The 15,184-nt window shown below is 71.6% G+C and carries 13 protein-coding genes and 1 pseudogene; 8 read left to right on the plus strand and 6 right to left on the minus strand.

The genetic code is table 11. The annotated features are described in order from the left end of the window. Positions 1 to 183: pseudogene (locus tag AB0383_RS31955) on the plus strand (exopolyphosphatase); the annotation flags it as partial. 41 nt (positions 184 to 224) lie between these two features. After that, on the plus strand, positions 225 to 401 hold the full coding sequence (locus AB0383_RS31960; RefSeq protein WP_364184618.1) for a hypothetical protein: 177 nt from the start codon (positions 225 to 227) through the stop codon (positions 399 to 401). Between the two features lie 121 nt (positions 402 to 522). Here AB0383_RS31960 and AB0383_RS31965 read toward each other — a convergent pair whose 3' ends face one another. Genes AB0383_RS31965 through AB0383_RS31975 form a run of 3 tightly spaced genes read right to left on the minus strand, consistent with a single transcriptional unit; the run spans position 523 to position 4,011 of the window. Next, positions 523 to 2,904 carry a glycosyl hydrolase family 65 protein gene (locus AB0383_RS31965; protein WP_366189318.1) on the minus strand — a complete coding sequence of 794 codons (2,382 nt, stop codon included), beginning with the start codon at positions 2,902 to 2,904 and terminating at the stop codon, positions 523 to 525. Next, positions 2,901 to 3,632, minus strand: a complete 732-nt coding sequence (locus AB0383_RS31970; RefSeq protein WP_364184622.1) for a beta-phosphoglucomutase family hydrolase — start codon at positions 3,630 to 3,632, stop codon at positions 2,901 to 2,903. The genes AB0383_RS31965 and AB0383_RS31970 overlap by 4 nt, the downstream gene beginning before the upstream one ends. Positions 3,633 to 3,642: 10 nt before the next feature. Continuing rightward, complete coding sequence (locus tag AB0383_RS31975) at positions 3,643 to 4,011, minus strand: metalloregulator ArsR/SmtB family transcription factor (RefSeq protein ID WP_364184864.1); 369 nt, start codon at positions 4,009 to 4,011, stop codon at positions 3,643 to 3,645. Positions 4,012 to 4,188: 177 nt separating this feature from the next. On the opposite strand from AB0383_RS31975, the gene AB0383_RS31980 reads away from it, so the two are divergent. Continuing rightward, entirely contained in the window at positions 4,189 to 4,677 is a 489-nt protein-coding gene (locus AB0383_RS31980; RefSeq protein ID WP_364184624.1) for a polyketide cyclase, read from the plus strand. A gap of 3 nt (positions 4,678 to 4,680) precedes the next feature. Here AB0383_RS31980 and AB0383_RS31985 read toward each other — a convergent pair whose 3' ends face one another. Continuing rightward, on the minus strand, positions 4,681 to 5,829 hold the full coding sequence (locus AB0383_RS31985) for an ROK family protein (RefSeq protein WP_364184866.1): 1,149 nt from the start codon (positions 5,827 to 5,829) through the stop codon (positions 4,681 to 4,683). Positions 5,830 to 6,325: 496 nt separating this feature from the next. Between AB0383_RS31985 and AB0383_RS31990 the strand changes: the two genes are divergently transcribed. From AB0383_RS31990 to AB0383_RS32000, 3 genes are all read left to right on the plus strand, one after another. Next, entirely contained in the window at positions 6,326 to 8,587 is a 2,262-nt protein-coding gene (locus AB0383_RS31990) for a molybdopterin cofactor-binding domain-containing protein (protein ID WP_366189319.1), read from the plus strand. A 28-nt stretch (positions 8,588 to 8,615) separates the two neighbouring features. After that, complete coding sequence (locus tag AB0383_RS31995; RefSeq protein ID WP_364184628.1) at positions 8,616 to 9,071, plus strand: (2Fe-2S)-binding protein; 456 nt, start codon at positions 8,616 to 8,618, stop codon at positions 9,069 to 9,071. 180 nt (positions 9,072 to 9,251) lie between these two features. Then, entirely contained in the window at positions 9,252 to 10,496 is a 1,245-nt protein-coding gene (locus tag AB0383_RS32000) for a helix-turn-helix domain-containing protein (RefSeq protein ID WP_364184630.1), read from the plus strand. Between the two features lie 63 nt (positions 10,497 to 10,559). Here the strand turns inward: AB0383_RS32000 and mgrA are convergent, their stop codons facing one another. Beyond that, complete coding sequence (mgrA, locus tag AB0383_RS32005; protein ID WP_366189320.1) at positions 10,560 to 11,588, minus strand: L-glyceraldehyde 3-phosphate reductase; 1,029 nt, start codon at positions 11,586 to 11,588, stop codon at positions 10,560 to 10,562. Between the two features lie 304 nt (positions 11,589 to 11,892). Between mgrA and AB0383_RS32010 the strand changes: the two genes are divergently transcribed. Together AB0383_RS32010 and AB0383_RS32015 are read left to right on the plus strand one after the other, a co-directional pair. Beyond that, positions 11,893 to 12,774 (plus strand): MoxR family ATPase, encoded by an 882-nt coding sequence (locus AB0383_RS32010; RefSeq protein WP_366189321.1) that lies wholly within the window; start codon positions 11,893 to 11,895, stop codon positions 12,772 to 12,774. Further along, positions 12,771 to 14,153, plus strand: a complete 1,383-nt coding sequence (locus AB0383_RS32015; RefSeq protein ID WP_366189322.1) for a VWA domain-containing protein — start codon at positions 12,771 to 12,773, stop codon at positions 14,151 to 14,153. Before AB0383_RS32010 ends, AB0383_RS32015 begins: the two co-directional genes overlap by 4 nt. Here the strand turns inward: AB0383_RS32015 and add are convergent. Further along, positions 14,131 to 15,102, minus strand: coding sequence for an adenosine deaminase (gene add, locus AB0383_RS32020; RefSeq protein ID WP_366189323.1), 972 nt, complete (start codon positions 15,100 to 15,102; stop codon positions 14,131 to 14,133). The genes AB0383_RS32015 and add overlap by 23 nt on opposite strands. Positions 15,103 to 15,184: the final 82 nt, after the last annotated feature.

The raw sequence follows: 15,184 nt of genomic DNA on the forward strand, positions 1-15,184 counted from the left end.
GGCATCTCGCGCCAGCGCGCGCAGCAAGCCCTCGGCGGCGCCGTCGTGGCCGAAGCCCTGCTCACCATCACGGGCGGCCGCATGGCCATCTGCCCCTGGTCCACCCGCGACGGCCTCCTGCTCACCCTGCTCGACGCCCTCGCCACGACGCCGGACAGCACGGGTTCGCGTCCGGCCGCGTGACACCCCTGGTGCGACCAGGCCGAACGAGGTATCCCGGACCCATGACACGTGAGCTCTTCCCGCGCGACCGCTCCGAAGACGACGAAGACGACCTGACGCTGCCCGACCCCAGTCGTGTGCACTCCGAGGTGCCCACGGCTCCGGGGCCGGATCTGACGCCGAGTCATACGGCGGAGGTGGAGCCGCCACCGGGCACCGAAGACGCTGAAGACTCCTGAGCGTCGGTTTGTGGTGCGCCGGCGGATTCGGGGTGGCCGCAGGCGCAGGTGTGGTGGTGGCCGGGTGGTCGAGCCGGTGGTAGAGCCCCGCGGAGCCTGAGCGCCCGCGGGGCCGGGGAACTCAGGCCTCCGGGGCCACGAACTGGCGCAGCTTCGACCCGTCCCGGCGTTGGGGTGCGCGGCCGTAGGGCTGCAGCGGCGGGTCGCCCGGGTCGACGTCCGCGATGGGGAGCGTCACGGGGTCCGTGGTGACCGTGAAGCGCTCGCCGTGATGCACGAGTTCCAGGGGCTCGCCCTCGAGGACGTGGTAGGTGGCCTCGCCGGGGCGGATGGCGACCTGGAAGCGCGTGCCGCGGAAGGCCAGGCGGAAGGTGATGCCGCCGAGTTGCCTGGGCAGGCGCGGGGCGAACGAGAGCTGCCCGCCGTGGTCGCGCAGGCCGCCGAAGCCGGCGACGGTGCCCTGCCACGCGCCGGCGAGCGAGGCCATGTGCAGGCCGTTGCGGACGTTGTTGTGCACGTCGTGCAAGTCGGTCAGCGCGGCCTCGGCCAGGTAGTCGTACGCGAGGTCCAGGTGGCCCACCTCGGCCGCGATCACGGCCTGCGTGCCGGCCGAGAGCGACGAGTCGCGCACCGTGCGGGCCTCGTAGTAGGCGAAGTCGCGGGCCTTTTCCTCGGGGCTGAACGAGTCGCCGCACAGGTGCAGCGCCAGCACGAGGTCGGCCTGCTTCACGACCTGCTTGCGGTACAGGTCGAAGTACGGGTAATTCAGCAGCAGCGGGTAGAACGCCGGGTCGGTGCCCTTGTAGTCCCACTCGTCGTGCTCCAGGAAGCCCTCCGACTGCGGGTGCACGCCGAGTTCCTGGTTGTACGGCAGGAACATCGCCTCGGCCGCGGAGCGCCAGCTGTCGATCTCCGCGGTGTCCACATCGAACTGCTGCATGGCGGCGGGGTACTTCTCGCACACCTGCGCCGCGGCAAGGAGGTTCCGTCGCGCCATCAGGTTGGTGTAGACGTTGTTGTCCGCCACCGCCGAGTACTCGTCCGGGCCGGTCACGCCGTCGATGCGGAAGTGCCCGTGGCGGTCGAAGTGCCCGAGCGAAGCCCAAAGCCGCGCGGTTTCCACCAGGAGTTCGGCGCCACAGCCGCTTTCGAACTCCTCGTCGTCGGTCGCGTTGATGTAGCGCTGCACGGCGTCGGCGATGTCGGCACTCACGTGGAACGCCGCGGTGCCCGCGGGCCAGTACGCCGAGCACTCGGCGCCGGTGATGGACCGCCACGGGAACGCCGCGCCGCTCAGGCCGAGTTGCTTCGCGCGTTCTTTGGCCTTGTCGATTGTGGAGTGCCGCCAGCTGAGCGCATCCCTTGCCGCGCCCGGGATCGTGTAGGTGAGCACGGGCAGCACAAAGGTCTCGGTGTCCCAGAACGCGTGTCCGTCGTATCCGGGACCGGTCAGGCCCTTGCCGGCGATCGCGCGCTGCTCGCCACGGGCCCCGGCCTGAAGCAGGTGGAACACCGCGAACCGCACGGCTTGCTGAAGCTCGGGGTCGCCGTCGATCTCGATGTCCGAGGTGGCCCAGAAGTCGTCGAGGTACTGGCGCTGCTCGCTGATCAGCCCTTTCCACCCCGTCTGCCGCGCGCCGGCGAGCGCGGCCTCGACCTGCGCCCGCAGCGCGGGCACGGACCGCTGCGCGGACCAGCCGTAGGCGAGGAACTTCGTGATCCGCAGGCGCCCGCCCTTCGGGACGTCGACGGCGACCGTGAGCCGCGCGAGGTCGTCCTCGCTGTGGATGCGCGTGCGGATGCCGTCGTCGACCTCGATCTTGTGGTCCATCGCGGCGGCCATGCGCAGGCCGGAGTTGCGCGTCTGGTGCACGAGCACGGCCTGGTAGTTGGCCGCGCGGTTGAACTGCGACACCAGCGGCGTGTCGAGAGCGGCGGCGACGCGCGGGTCGCGGGCGTCGGACTCGATGGGCTCATTGGCCAGCAGGTCGGACTGGACCACGAGCTGCAGGTCCTCGTCGAGCGGCTCCACCTCGTAGCGGATCGCCGCGATCGCGCGCTGCGTGAACGACACGAGCCGCTCGGTCTTCACGCGCACGCGGCGGCCCGTGGGGGAGGACCACTCGGTGGAGCGGGTCAGGGTGCCGCTGCGGAAGTCGAGCACGCGGTCGTGCTCCAGCGCCGTGCCGTAGCGCATGTCGAGCGGCTCGTCCTCCACCAGCAGCCGGAGGATCTTGCCGTCGGTCACGTTGACCACGGTCTGCCCCTCCTCGGGGTAGCCGTAGCCGCCTTCGGCGTAGGGCAGTTCGTGCTGCTCGTAGAAGCCGTTGAGGTACGTACCGGGCAGCCCGCGCGGCTCGGCTTCCTCGAGCGTGCCGCGCAGTCCGATGTGGCCGTTGGACAGCGCGAACGCCGACTCGGTGCGCTGCAGCGCGTCGACGTCGAGGCCGCGCCAGCGCAGCTCCCACGGCGAGCACTCGTAGCCGAACTGCGTTTCGGTCATGCCTTCTCCAGGAGTTCGGCGAGGTCGTCGACCACAACGTCGGCGCCGTGGGCTTTCAGTTCGTCGGCCTGATCGGCGCGGTTCACGCCCACCACGTAACCGAAGTGGCCGGCGTGCCCGGCCTGCACGCCCGACAGCGCGTCTTCGAACACGGCCGCGTGCGCGGGCTCGACACCGAGCGCCTTCGCGCCGGCGAGGAAGGAATCGGGGGCGGGCTTGCCCTTGAGGTTGTCGCGCCGGATGACCAGGCCGTCGATCCGGGCCTCGACGAACTTCGTCAGGTCCGCGGCGGCGAGCACCTTCGCGCCGTTGGCCGACGACGTCACCACGGCGATGCGCAGGCCGGCCGTCTTCGCCGCTTCGAGGTAGCGCACGGAGCCGGAGTAGGGGTTCACGCCGCGCTCTTCGATGATCTTCAGGACCAGCTCGTTCTTGCGGTTGCCGACGCCGTTCACGGTCGGCTCGTTCACGCCGTCGTCGGGGGAGCCTTCGGGCAGCCGGATGTCGCGGGAGCGCAGGAACTCGCGCACGCCGTCGGCGCGCGGGCGGCCGTCGACGAACGCCGCGTAGTCGTGGTCGGTGAACTCCCGGAACGTGTCGCCGTCCCGGCCGCGAAGAAACTCGTCGAACGTCCGTTTCCACGCTTCACGGTGGAGTACGGCCGTTCCGGTCAGCACGCCGTCGAGGTCGAACAGACAGGCGGTGATGGTGTCCGGCAGTCCGATCATGCGTGCAAACCTACCGGTCCGGATCCGGTTCCGCGGCACCCGTGTCGTGGGGGCGCACGCGGTGGATCAGCTCGTGCACGGTCGCGTCCGCCAGCCGGTATCGCACCACGCGCCCGTCGCGATGCGCGGTCACGAATCCGTGGGCCCGCAACAGCCGCAGCGCCTGCGAAACGGCGGTGTCCGTCATGCCCGTGGCCGCCGCGAGGTCGGTGACGCTGATCTCGCGCGCGTAGTGGATCGACACGAGCAACGCCAGCCGCGACGGATCGGCGACCACGGCGAACCGCCCGGCCCACTCTTCGATGACCGCCCTGTCACCCAGTCCGGCGACAGCGGCGGCCACGCGCTCCGGGTCGATCAGGCGCCGGTCCGGCTCGATGCTCACAACGCCCGATGATTCCACCCCGGCCGCCCGCCGACCACCGCGGCCGAGCTGTCGGCCGCGCGGGAATGTTCAGTCGCGGTGTCGAACCGGCGCCGGTGCGTTCGTCGAGTGGGCGCACAGGGCTTCACACCGGAGGAAGCCCGAGACGAGCCGATGAGGAGCGTGCCCGTCATGACCGAGAAGAACGTGAGCGCCACCCTGACCATCGCAGTACCCGCCGGCACGGTTTTCGCGATCCTGGCGGACCCGGCGGCCCACTCCGCGATCGACGGCACCGGCTGGGTCCGGGAACCCGTCGACCGGGCGCTGCTCACCGAGGTGGGGCAGCTGTTCTGGATGGACATGTACTACGGCACGGGCTATCGGGTGGTCAACAAGGTTCACGTGTTCGAGCCGCCGCGCGTCGTCGGCTGGTTCACCGGGCAGGAGAAAGAAGACGGCGAGCTGGAGTTCGGGGGCTGGACGTGGCGTTACGACCTCACGCCGCTCGGTCCGTCCGGCACCGAAGTCACGCTCACCTACGACTGGTCGGCGGTACCGCAGTCCATCCGCGATCGCGGTATCCGGTTCCCGCCGTTCCCCCCTGACCACCTCGTCAACTCGCTGCACCACCTGGCCGAGCTGGCCGAGGCATCCCGGCTCGCGGCCGGGTCACAGTGAGGCTCAGGCCGCCCCGACCCGACGTTCGAACACCAACCCCTCCGCGGCCCGCAACCCCACGCTCATCGCCCCCGTCAGCACGCCGTCGTCGCCCAGTTCGCCTTGGACGACGGTCGGGACGAGGGGCGTGAAGGAGCGCAGGGCGCGGTCGATGGGGTCCAGCAGGAGGTCGGCGGCGGTGCCGATGCCGCCGCCCAGGACGATGAGTTCGGGGTCCACCACGGCGGCCACGGAGGCGACCGTGTAGGCGAGGCGGTCGGCTTCCGTCCGCACCGCGCGCTGGGCTAGTTCGTCGCCCTCGCGGGCCAGGCGGAAGACCTCGCGGGCCGATTTCGCCGTGCCCAGGCCGAGTTCGCGGGCGCCGCGGACCACGGACTGGGCGGCGGTGGCCTCTTCGAGATGGCCGCGGGCCGGGACCTCTCCGCCGGACTGCGTGCGGCCGTAGGGGAGGTAGCCGATCTCGCCGGCGGCGCCCGTCGCGCCGCGGAAGACGCGGCCGTCGACCATGAGGCCCATGCCGACGCCGGTGCCGATCATGAGGCAGCCCACCACGGACGCGCCGCGGGCGGCGCCGCTTTCCCACTCGCCGACGGCGGTGAGGTTGGCGTCGTTCTCCACGACCAGGCCGGCGCCCAGCGCGGCCTCCAGGTCGTCGAGCAGGCCGGGTTTGCCCCAGCCCGGCAGGTTCGGCGCGTGCCGGAAGCAGCGCTTCGCCGGGTCTGCGACGCCTGGGGAGCCCAGCACGCGCACCACGATGTCGGCGTCGGTCAGCCCGGCCTCGGCCACGATCTCGCGCGCCAGCCGGCCGACGGAGGCGACGAGCGCGCTGCCGGAGCGGGCCGTGTTGCGGGCGTCGCGTCGCGCCACCGTCGTGCGGCCCAGGTCCGACACGGCGACGCGGATGTGCTCGCGCCCGATGTCCACGCCCAGCACGTACCCCGCGGTGGGGTCGGCTTCGTAGAGCACGGCGGAACGGCCGGTGCCGGTGGACGTGTGCCCGGTCGCCCGCGCCAGGCCCGCGGCCTCCAGCGCCAGCAGTGCCTGGCTCACCGTCGGCTTGGACAGCCCGGTGTCCTTCGCGACTTGCGGCCGCGTCACCGGCCCGCCGCGGCGCAGCAGGTCGAGCACCGCCCGCTGGTTGATCCTGCGCATCCCGGCCGGCGTGCCGACCGGCGGAGTCCCCGCGCCCACCACGTGCCGCCCGCTTCCTACTCGTGCCGATGTCACCACTGCCAAGGTAACCGGCTTCGGCAGGAAACCTTTCGGTGACCAGCGGCAGAGCGTCCAGACGACGATACGGGCTGTCGGCGCCATCCCGGCGCGCGGCGCGCGGAGCCGAGACCAGGCGAGTGTCCGAACGGCCATCCGGCGCAGCCCGCGCTCACCCGTCGGCACATCCGTGAACGCCCGATCCGACCAGGGGTGAATGTGTCACGACGCACATTCGAAGGCGGTCGCCTGTTACCTCATCACAGACATCGGTCGACACGACTACTGCGCGTTGCGTCGTTTCTGTCACGTCCTTAGCGTGGCGCGCCAGACCTCCCGCTCCACCACTGCGTCACACCACCCCACCACCCGGGCACCGCCGCGGCGCTCGCCCGGCCGCGCCGTCCGCACCGGCGCGAGTGCCTCGAAGGGATTCCCGATGGCCAGTCCCACCACCAGTCCCGGACCACAGGGCGACGCCGCGCCGGACGACGACGGGCGCGTCGGCCGCCGCCGCTTCCTCACCTACCTGGTCGCCGCGCCGACGCTGACCGTCGCGACGAAGCTGTCGTTCGACACCCTCGTGCCGGACAAGGCCGAAGCCGTGGTGCCCACGCTGCCGCAGCCCGCCGAGATCCTCGACCTCGGCGACGTGCTCACGCTCTCGAACGCGCCCACGGCCGGCATGCTGGTGCTCGAGGTGACCACCGACGGCCGCGTGCGCCTGCAGCTGCCGCGCGCCGAGGTGGGCCAGGGCATCAACACGGCCAGCGCGATGCTCGTCGCCGAAGAGATGGACCTGCCGCTCGACAAGGTCGACGTGGTGCTGGCCGACGCGCGCCCGGAGCTGCTGTTCAACCAGCTCACCGGCGGCTCCAACACCATGCGCTCGCTGTACGACCCGATCCGCACCGCCGCCGCGACGGCCCGCGCCCGGATGGTGTCCGCCGCCAGCTCGCAGTGGAACGTCCCGGCCGCGCGCCTGACCACCCGCGACGGCCTCGTGCGCGCCCCGGACGGGCGCAAGGCTTCCTACGGCGTGCTCGCCGGCCCGGCGGCTCGCGCGGACCTGTCCACCGCGGCCGTGAAGCCGAAGGCCGAGTCGGCCCACACGCTGGTCGGCACCCCGACGTCGCGCAAGGACGCGCTCGCCATGGTCACGGGCAAGCAGGTCTACACGCTCGACCTCGACATCCCCGGCGCGATGCCGGTGATGGTGCGGCGCCCGCCGACGATCAACGGCACGGTGAAGAAGGTCAACAACGAGGCGGCCGTGCGCGCGATGCCCGGCATCATCGACATCGCCGTCGTGCAGACCGGCGTCGCGGTGATGGCCGAGACCTTCGGCCAGGCGCTCGACGGCAAGAACGCCCTCGACGTCACCTGGAACGCGGGCACCGTCGACGGCGAGAACAACGCGTCCATCACGAAGAAGCTGCAGGCCGCGGCGCTGCCGTTCGTGGTGCCGCCGCTGCTGACGCAGTACGTGGACGGCGAGTTCGACTTCGCGTTCGTCAGCCACGCGCCGATGGAGTCGAACTCCGCGGTCGCCGACGTCCGTGAGGACAGCGCCACCATCTGGGCCGGCCTGAAGTCGCCGATCGTCGCGAAGCAGACCATCGCGCAGGAGCTGGGGCTGCCGGAGAACAAGGTCACCGTGCACGTCCAGCAGGGCGGCGGCTCGTTCGGCCGCCGGCTGTTCTTCGACGCCGCGCTGGAAGCCGCGCACATCTCCAAGGCCATGAAGAAGCCCGTCCGGCTCATGTGGAGCCGGATCGACGACATGCGCCACGGCCGCGCCCGCGCCGCGAGCCACCACAAGATCCGCGCGACGTTCGCGCTCGGCCAGGTGCTCACGTTCGAGCACCGCGTGGCCAGCGTCGAGACCGACTGGGGCCACGGCCTCGGCGAGATCCTCACCGCGTTCGCCGCGAAGCTGCCCGTGGGCGGCAACCTGAGCTTCGCGCAGACGGTGTTCCTGCTGACGGTGAAGTCGCCCTACAACTACGGCGTCACAACGCAGCTGCTCAACGAGGTGCCGCTGAAGTTCCACACCTCGGCGTGGCGTTCGGTGTACTCCGCGAACACCCGCGGGGCCGAGGAGATCATGGCCGACGAGATCGCGGCCAAGCTTGGCAAGGACCCGCTGGAGTTCCGCCGCGAGTTCATCAAGGAGCCGCGCCAGAAGGCGGTGCTGGACAAGGTCGCCGAGCTCGGCGAGTGGGGCAAGAAGATGCCGAAGGGCTTCGCCCAGGGCATCGCGGTGCACGGCGAGTACAAGTCCTACACCGCCTGCCTGGTCGAGATGGATGCGCGCGACCCGAAGAACCCGCGCGTGACCAAGGCGACGATCGCCGTGGACGTCGGCAAGCCGGTGAACCCCCGCGGCATCCAGTCGCAGATGCTCGGCGGCCTCACCGACGCCATCTCGACCACGCTCACCGCGGGCCTGCACATCGACAACGGACTCCCGCTCGAAGGCAGCTACTCGCAGTTCCACTACGCGCGGCAGAAGAACGCGCCGATGGACGTGAACGTGTTCGTGATGCCGGCCAACGGCAGCGAAATCGGCGGTGCGGGCGAGCTGGGCCTGCCCGCGCCGGTGGGGGCGATCGCCAACGCGTACGCGCGCGCCACGGGGATCAAGCCGCGCAGCTTCCCGATCAACTTCCCGGTCGACTTCGACCCGTTCCCCCGCTGATCTCCCCACCACACCAAGGAGTTCTCGCATGCCCAACTACACCTTCGTGGTGAACGGGAAGACCGTCACCGTCGACGCGCCAGCCAACCTGCCGCTGCTGTGGGCGCTGCGCGACAAGCTGAAGGTGCGCGGCCTCAAGTACGGCTGCGGCATCAACGTCTGCAAGGCCTGCACCAGCCACCTCGACGGCGAGGCGATGAACCCGTGCGTCACGCCGGTCTCGGAGTGCGAGGGCCGTGAGGTCACCACGATCGAGGGCCTCGCCGACGGAGACAAGCTGCACCCGGTGCAGGAAGCGTGGCTGGAGCAGGACGTCGCGCAGTGCGGCTACTGCCAGCCGGGCCAGATCATGGCCGCCGTCGCGCTGCTGAAGAAGACCAAGAACCCCACCGACGCCGACATCGACGCGATCGAGAACGTGTGCCGCTGCGGTTCGTACTTCCGCATCCGCGAGGCGATCAAGGCGGCCGCCGCGAAGATGTGACCCGCGAATGCGGAAGTTCTACATCAGTTCTTCCGCATTCGCGGCAAGTGTCACAGGTTCACCCGGCCGAGTGAGCGGGTGTCGTGTTAGATGACCTTCCCGAGGGCTCAACGACGAGTCCCCGTACGGTCACGGGCGAGGGGCGCGCGAGCGCCCTTCGCCCAGGCCTGGAGGGCGTTGATGCACTACCAGACAGTTCTGCGCGACGGGCTCGCCCCCGTCGTCTCGGTGCTGGCCGCCGAGGTCGAAACCGCCATGCCCGAGCTGATCGAAGCGACCACGCACCAGATCCTCGAGCAGATGCCGGTCTACCGCGACGAGCGGTTCGTCACCCACGCCGAACTGCGCAACTCCGTGCGCGCCAACCTCGACTACGTGATGCGCACGCTGCGCGGCGAAGACGTGCCCGACTTGTCCCAGGCGCGGGCCACCGGCCGCGCGCGGGCGCTGCAGGGCGCGCCACTGCCGGAAGTCCTGCGTGCTTACCGGATCGGGCTCACCGAGGTGTGGCACCGGTTCGTGCTGCTGACCGCGCGCGGCGACCACCAGGACCTCGCCGGGCTCGTCGCCGCGACATCCGCGGTGTGGGCGCTGGTCGACGACTACGCCGAGGCGCTCACTTCGTCCTATCGGGACACCGCGGCCGAAGTCGTGGTGGCGCACCAGAACCGGCGCTCCGCTCTGGTGGAGGCGCTGTTCGCCGGCGGCGCCGCGACAGAGGGCACGCTGTGGGACATCGCCCGCGTGCTGGAGCTGACCGTGGACGGCAGCTTCGTGGTCGTCGCGGCCGAAACGCCGCGGCTGGGCCACGAACCGCTGCCGAAGATCGAGCAGCGCCTGCGCGAAGCCCAGCACGCCTCGGCGTGGCGGCTCACGCCGGACCTGCAGGTGGGTGTGGTGTCGCTGCGCGACCCGTCGGCGTGCAAGGTGACCATCGACCTGCTGCGCGAAGCCCCGGTGGGCCGCGTGGGCATGAGCCCGGTGTTCTCGGGCCTGGGCAACACCTCCCGGGCGCTGCACTTCGCCCGCGTGGCGCTGTCCAGCATGGCGCCCGGCTCGACGGGCCTGGTGCAGTTCACGGAGTCGCCGCTCGCGGGCCTGGTCGCCAGCGCGCCGGAGGCGTCGGTGCAGCTCGCGCACCACGTGCTGCGCCCGATCCTCGACCTGCCCGGCGACGACCGCAACGTGCTGCTGCTGACGCTGCGCGCGTGGTTCGACTGCCAGGGCTCCACGAAACTCACGTCGGAACGGATGTTCTGCCACCCCAACACGATCCGCCACCGCCTGCGCCGCATCACCGACGAGCTCGGCCGCTCGCTCACCGACCCGGCGGACATCGCGGAGCTGGGCGCGGCGCTGCGCGCGCTGCACCTGTTCCCGGAGACTTCGCACCTGCCGGCACCGCGGCCGACGCGTGCTGGGTGAGCTGCCGCCGACCGTCCGCAGTGGCCGGTGACACGAACATCGCCACCGGCCACCGGCGGACCGTCAGCTGTCGCTCGACTGCTTCCAGAGGTTGATGTCCGACTCCGTCGCGTACCGGTCGACCTCGGCCAGCTCCTCGGCGGCGAACTCGAGGTTGTCCAGCGCGGCGACGTTGTCCTCGAGCTGCTTGACGCTGCTCGCGCCGATCACCAGCGACGTCATGCGCGGGTCGCGCAGGGCCCAGGCCAGCGCGAGCTGCGCCAGCGACTGGCCGCGGCGGGTGGCGATCTCGCCGAGGCCGCGGATCTTCGCGAGCCGGTCCTCGGTGATCGTGTCCGGCTCGAGGGACTTGCCCTGCGCCGCGCGCGAGTCGGCCGGCACGCCGCCGAGGTAGCGGTCGGTGAGCAGGCCCTGGGCGAGCGGCGAGAACGCGATGCAGCCGGCGCCGGCCTCTTCGAGCGTGTCGAGCAGGTGGTCGTCCTCGGTCCACCGGTTGAACATGGAGTACGAGGGCTGGTGGATCAGCAGCGGCGTGCCCAGCTCGCGCAGCAGGCGCGCGGCCTCGGCGGTGCGCTCGGAGTTGTAGGAGGAGATGCCGACGTAGAGCGCCTTGCCCGAGCGCACGGCGCGGTCGAGCGCCCCGACGGTCTCCTCCAGCGGCGTCTCCGGATCGAAGCGGTGGGAGTAGAAAATGTCGACGTAGTCCAGGCCCATGCGGCCCAGCGACTGGTCGAGCGAGGCCAGCAGGTACTTGCGCGAGGCCCAGTCGCCGTACGGGCCCGGCCACATGTCGTAGCCGGCCTTGGTCGAGATCACCAGCTCGTCGCGGTAGGGCTTGAAGTCCGTGGCGAGGATCTGGCCGAAGTTGGACTCGGCCGAGCCGTAGGGCGGGCCGTAGTTGTTGGCCAGGTCGAAGTGCGTGATGCCGAGGTCGAAGGCGCGGCGCAGGATCTCGCGCTGGACCTGCAGCGGCCGGTCGTGGCCGAAGTTGTGCCACAGGCCCAGGGAGATGGCGGGCAGCTTGAGTCCGCTGCGCCCGCAGCGCCGGTAGGGGATCGAGTCGTATCGGCTGGTCGCCGCAACGTAGGTCACGTGGCCAGATGCTAGCTCGCGATCAGCCGCTGGGCTCCCGCACCATGCGACCGGGCCACGGTCGCGGTGCGGCCCGCGGCGAGCGTCAGCGCCGCCGTGACCGGTCCCGCGACGAGCGCGCCACCGTCGCCGGCCGGCCGGCCGGAGTCCGGTCGAGGCCCAGCGGGAACGCGATGTCCACCTGGAGCCCGAGCGGCTGGGGAGGGCACGGCGGCGGAGCTCAACCGCACACTCGACCGGATCGTGGAGACGGACTGAGGCGCGGCCAGTACAGTGCGAGGTGAGCATCCGCTTAGGAGGTCACGTGGGCACCGGGTTCTTCTCGTCCGTCGACGACGTGTCGGCGCAGCTGGCCGAGGCCGGCTACCTCGCCTCGACGGCGGTGGCGACCACCGTGTTCCTCGCCGACCGGCTGGGCAAGCCCTTGCTCGTCGAGGGCCCGGCCGGCGTGGGGAAGACGGAGCTGGCCAAGGCCGTGGCCGCTGTGAGCGGTTCGCGGCTCGTGCGCCTGCAGTGCTACGAGGGCATCGACGAGGCCCGCGCGCTGTACGAGTGGAACCACGCCAAGCAGCTGCTGCGCATCACCGCCGGGCGCGACGAGACGTGGGAGGACGCGCGCACCGACATCTTCGGTGAGGAGTTTCTGCTGCGCCGCCCGCTGTTGCAGGCCATCTCCGGCACGGAGTCCACCGTGCTGCTGGTCGACGAGACGGACAAGGCCGACGTCGAGGTGGAGGGCCTGCTGCTGGAAGTGCTCGGCGACTTTCAGGTCACCGTGCCCGAGCTGGGCACGATCACCGCCACCCGCGACCCGTTCGTGGTGCTCACGTCCAACGCGACGCGCGAGCTGTCCGAGGCGCTGCGGCGGCGCTGCCTGTTCCTGCACATCGACTTCCCCGACCCGGAGCTCGAGCTGCGGATCGTGAAGCTGCGCGTGCCCGGCATCGACGCCGCGCTGGCCGATTCCGTGGTCCGCGTGATCGCCGCGCTGCGCGCCATGGACCTGCGCAAGCTGCCGTCGGTCGCCGAGACCATCGACTGGGCGCGCACGCTGCTGGAGCTCGGCGCCGGCACGCTCGACGAGCAGATCGTGCGCGAGAGCCTCGGCGTGGTGCTCAAGCACCAGGACGACATCACCAAGGCCGGTGCGGGCCTCAAGCTCGACCAGGTGCTGGACGCGTCTTGAGCGCGCCCGGCGTCACCGAGCGGCTCACGGCGTTCGTGCAGGCGCTGCGGGCACAGGGCATTCCCGCGGGCCCGGCCGAGACCGTCGACGCGGGGGCCGCGCTGGAGGTGCTCGGCTTCGACGACCGCGAGCTCGTGCGCGAGGGCCTCGCCGCCGCGCTCGTGCGCCGCGGCGGGCAGCGGGCGGTGTTCGACGCCGCGTTCGACCTGTACTTCCCGGCCGGCGTGGGCGTGCCCGAGCTGGCGCGCGACGACCGGCCGCGGGACCTCGAACAGCTGCGGGAGGCCGTGGCGGCCGCGCTCGCCGAGGGCGACCAGCAGGCGCTGGCGCAGCTGGCGGGCGTCGCCGTGGAGATGCTCGGCGGGTACGGCGCGGGTTCCGGCGCCGGCGGCGGGTTCTCCGCGCACCAGACGCTGGATCGGCTACAGCCGCAGACGCTGATCGTGCGCGTGCTCGCCGCGATCCGGGCCGCGGGCGGCGGCTCCGACGAGGGCGGTGAGTTCACCGACCGGCTCACGCGCGACGAGGTCCGCCGCCGTGTCGAGGACTTCCGCGGGAACGTCCGCACGGAGGCCCGCCGGCGCGCGGCCGAGGTGCGGGGCCGCGACCGCGTGGCCAAGCACGCGATCGCGCAGGCCGCGGACCGCGTGGACTTCCTGATCGCCAGCCGGGCGCAGCTGGCCGAGCTGCGCCGCGCCGTGCAGCCGTTGTCGCGCAAGCTCGCGACCCGGCTGGCCGCGCGCCGCAAGCGCACCACCCGCGGGCAGATCGACCTGCGGCGCACGCTGCGGCGGTCGTTGTCGACGGGTGGTGTGCCGGTGCGTCCGGCGTTCCGGCACCGGCGGCCCGGCCGGCCCGAGATCGTGCTGCTGTGCGACCTGTCGGGTTCGGTCGCGGGGTTCGCGAACTTCACGATGCTGCTGGTGCAGGCGCTGCGTGATCAGTTCAGCAAGATCCGCGTGTTCGCGTTCGTGGACAGCACCGACGAGGTCACGCACCTGGTCACCGCGGGTGTCGCCGACCCGGAGCATCTCGGCGCGCGCATCCTCGAAGAGGCGGCCGTGGTGCGCTGGGACGGGCACAGCGACTACGGCGGCGCCCTGCGCGGGTTCACCGGCAAGTGGCTCGACGCCGTCGGCCCGCGCACGTCGGTGCTCATCCTCGGCGACGCGCGCACCAACGGCGGCGACCCCAACCTCGACGCCGTCCGCGCCATCCGCGACCGCGCGCGGCACGTCTATTGGCTCAACCCCGAGCGTCGCGCCCTGTGGTCCACCGGCGACTCCGCGGCGCTGGCGTACGCGGAGCTCGTGGAGATGCACGAGTGCCGCAACGTGCAGCAGCTGAGCACGCTGGTCACGCGCCTGCTGCCGGTGTGAGCCACGCGGCGATCTCCTTGCGCAGCGCGGTTTTCGTCTCCTCCGGCGCGAACGACGCCGTGACGGCGGTTTCGGCGAGGGCCGCGAGAGCGGTGTCGTCGTAGCCGAACGTGTCGCGCGCGGCGGTGAACTCGTCGGTCAGCGTGGTGTGCGTGACCGAGGGGACGTCGGTGTTCAGCGTGACGGCGAGGCCCGCGGCGACGAGGCGGGGGAGCGGGTGCTTCGCCAGGGCCGGCACCAGGCCGAGGACGACGTTGGACGTCGGGCACACCTCGAGCGCGATCCCGCGGTCGCGGACCTCGGCCACCAGCTCGGGGTCGTCGAGGACGCGGATGCCGTGGCCCAGGCGCTCGGCGAGGCCGACGTCGAGGGCTTCGCGGATGCTCTCGGGCCCCGCGTCCTCGCCCGCGTGGTGCACGAGGTGGAGCCCGGCTTCGCGCGCCTTGGCGAAGACGCCGGCGAACGGGGCGAGCGAGTGGCGCTCCTCGCCCGCCATGCCGAGGCCGGCCACCTCGTCGTGGGCGAGGGCGAGCCGCAGCGTGCGCTCGGCGCGTTCGACGGACCGGCGGCGCGAGTGATCGAGGAGCACGCGGGTCTCGAGGTCTCCTTGGGACAGTCCTTTGAGGACGGAGGCGAGCGGCATCTCCAGGTCCCCCAGCCGTTCCCCGTGCGACGCGGCCGTGAACGTCACCTCGGCGTACCGCGTGCCCTGCGCGGCTTCGTCCACGCAGAACTCCCGGGCGACACGCTCGAAGTCCTCCGGCGTGCGCAGGCAGGCACGGATGAGGGAGTTGTAGTCGGCGAAGTCCCGGAACCCGGTGAACGCCCGTGCCGCACCCGGCAACGGCACGCCGTTGACGTCGGCCAGCTCGCGCAGCGTCGCCGGCCGCACGGTGCTCTCCAGGTGGACGTGCAGGTGCGCCTTCGGGAGCGCCGCCAGATCTCGCATGGGGCCGATCATGCCTGGTCAGCCGTCGTGGGACGCGGGAATTTCGCCGGGCCCGCGCCCGGAATGTTCGAATCGGGGGAAC

Origin of the sequence: Amycolatopsis sp. NPDC051373, assembly GCF_040689465.1 — a bacterium.
Classification (GTDB): Bacteria; Actinomycetota; Actinomycetes; order Mycobacteriales; family Pseudonocardiaceae; genus Amycolatopsis.

What these genes read in the sequence shown, in the direction of transcription:
- AB0383_RS31960 (WP_364184618.1), top strand. Translation starts at nt 225, where the DNA reads ATGACACGTGAGCTCTTCCCGCGCGACCGCTCCGAAGACGACGAAGAC.
- AB0383_RS31965 (WP_366189318.1), bottom strand. Translation starts at nt 2,904, where the DNA reads ATGACCGAAACGCAGTTCGGCTACGAGTGCTCGCCGTGGGAGCTGCGC.
- AB0383_RS31970 (WP_364184622.1), bottom strand. Translation starts at nt 3,632, where the DNA reads ATGATCGGACTGCCGGACACCATCACCGCCTGTCTGTTCGACCTCGAC.
- AB0383_RS31980 (WP_364184624.1), top strand. Translation starts at nt 4,189, where the DNA reads ATGACCGAGAAGAACGTGAGCGCCACCCTGACCATCGCAGTACCCGCC.
- AB0383_RS31985 (WP_364184866.1), bottom strand. Translation starts at nt 5,829, where the DNA reads ATGCGCAGGATCAACCAGCGGGCGGTGCTCGACCTGCTGCGCCGCGGC.
- AB0383_RS31990 (WP_366189319.1), top strand. Translation starts at nt 6,326, where the DNA reads ATGGCCAGTCCCACCACCAGTCCCGGACCACAGGGCGACGCCGCGCCG.
- AB0383_RS31995 (WP_364184628.1), top strand. Translation starts at nt 8,616, where the DNA reads ATGCCCAACTACACCTTCGTGGTGAACGGGAAGACCGTCACCGTCGAC.
- AB0383_RS32000 (WP_364184630.1), top strand. Translation starts at nt 9,252, where the DNA reads ATGCACTACCAGACAGTTCTGCGCGACGGGCTCGCCCCCGTCGTCTCG.
- add (WP_366189323.1), bottom strand. Translation starts at nt 15,102, where the DNA reads ATGCGAGATCTGGCGGCGCTCCCGAAGGCGCACCTGCACGTCCACCTG.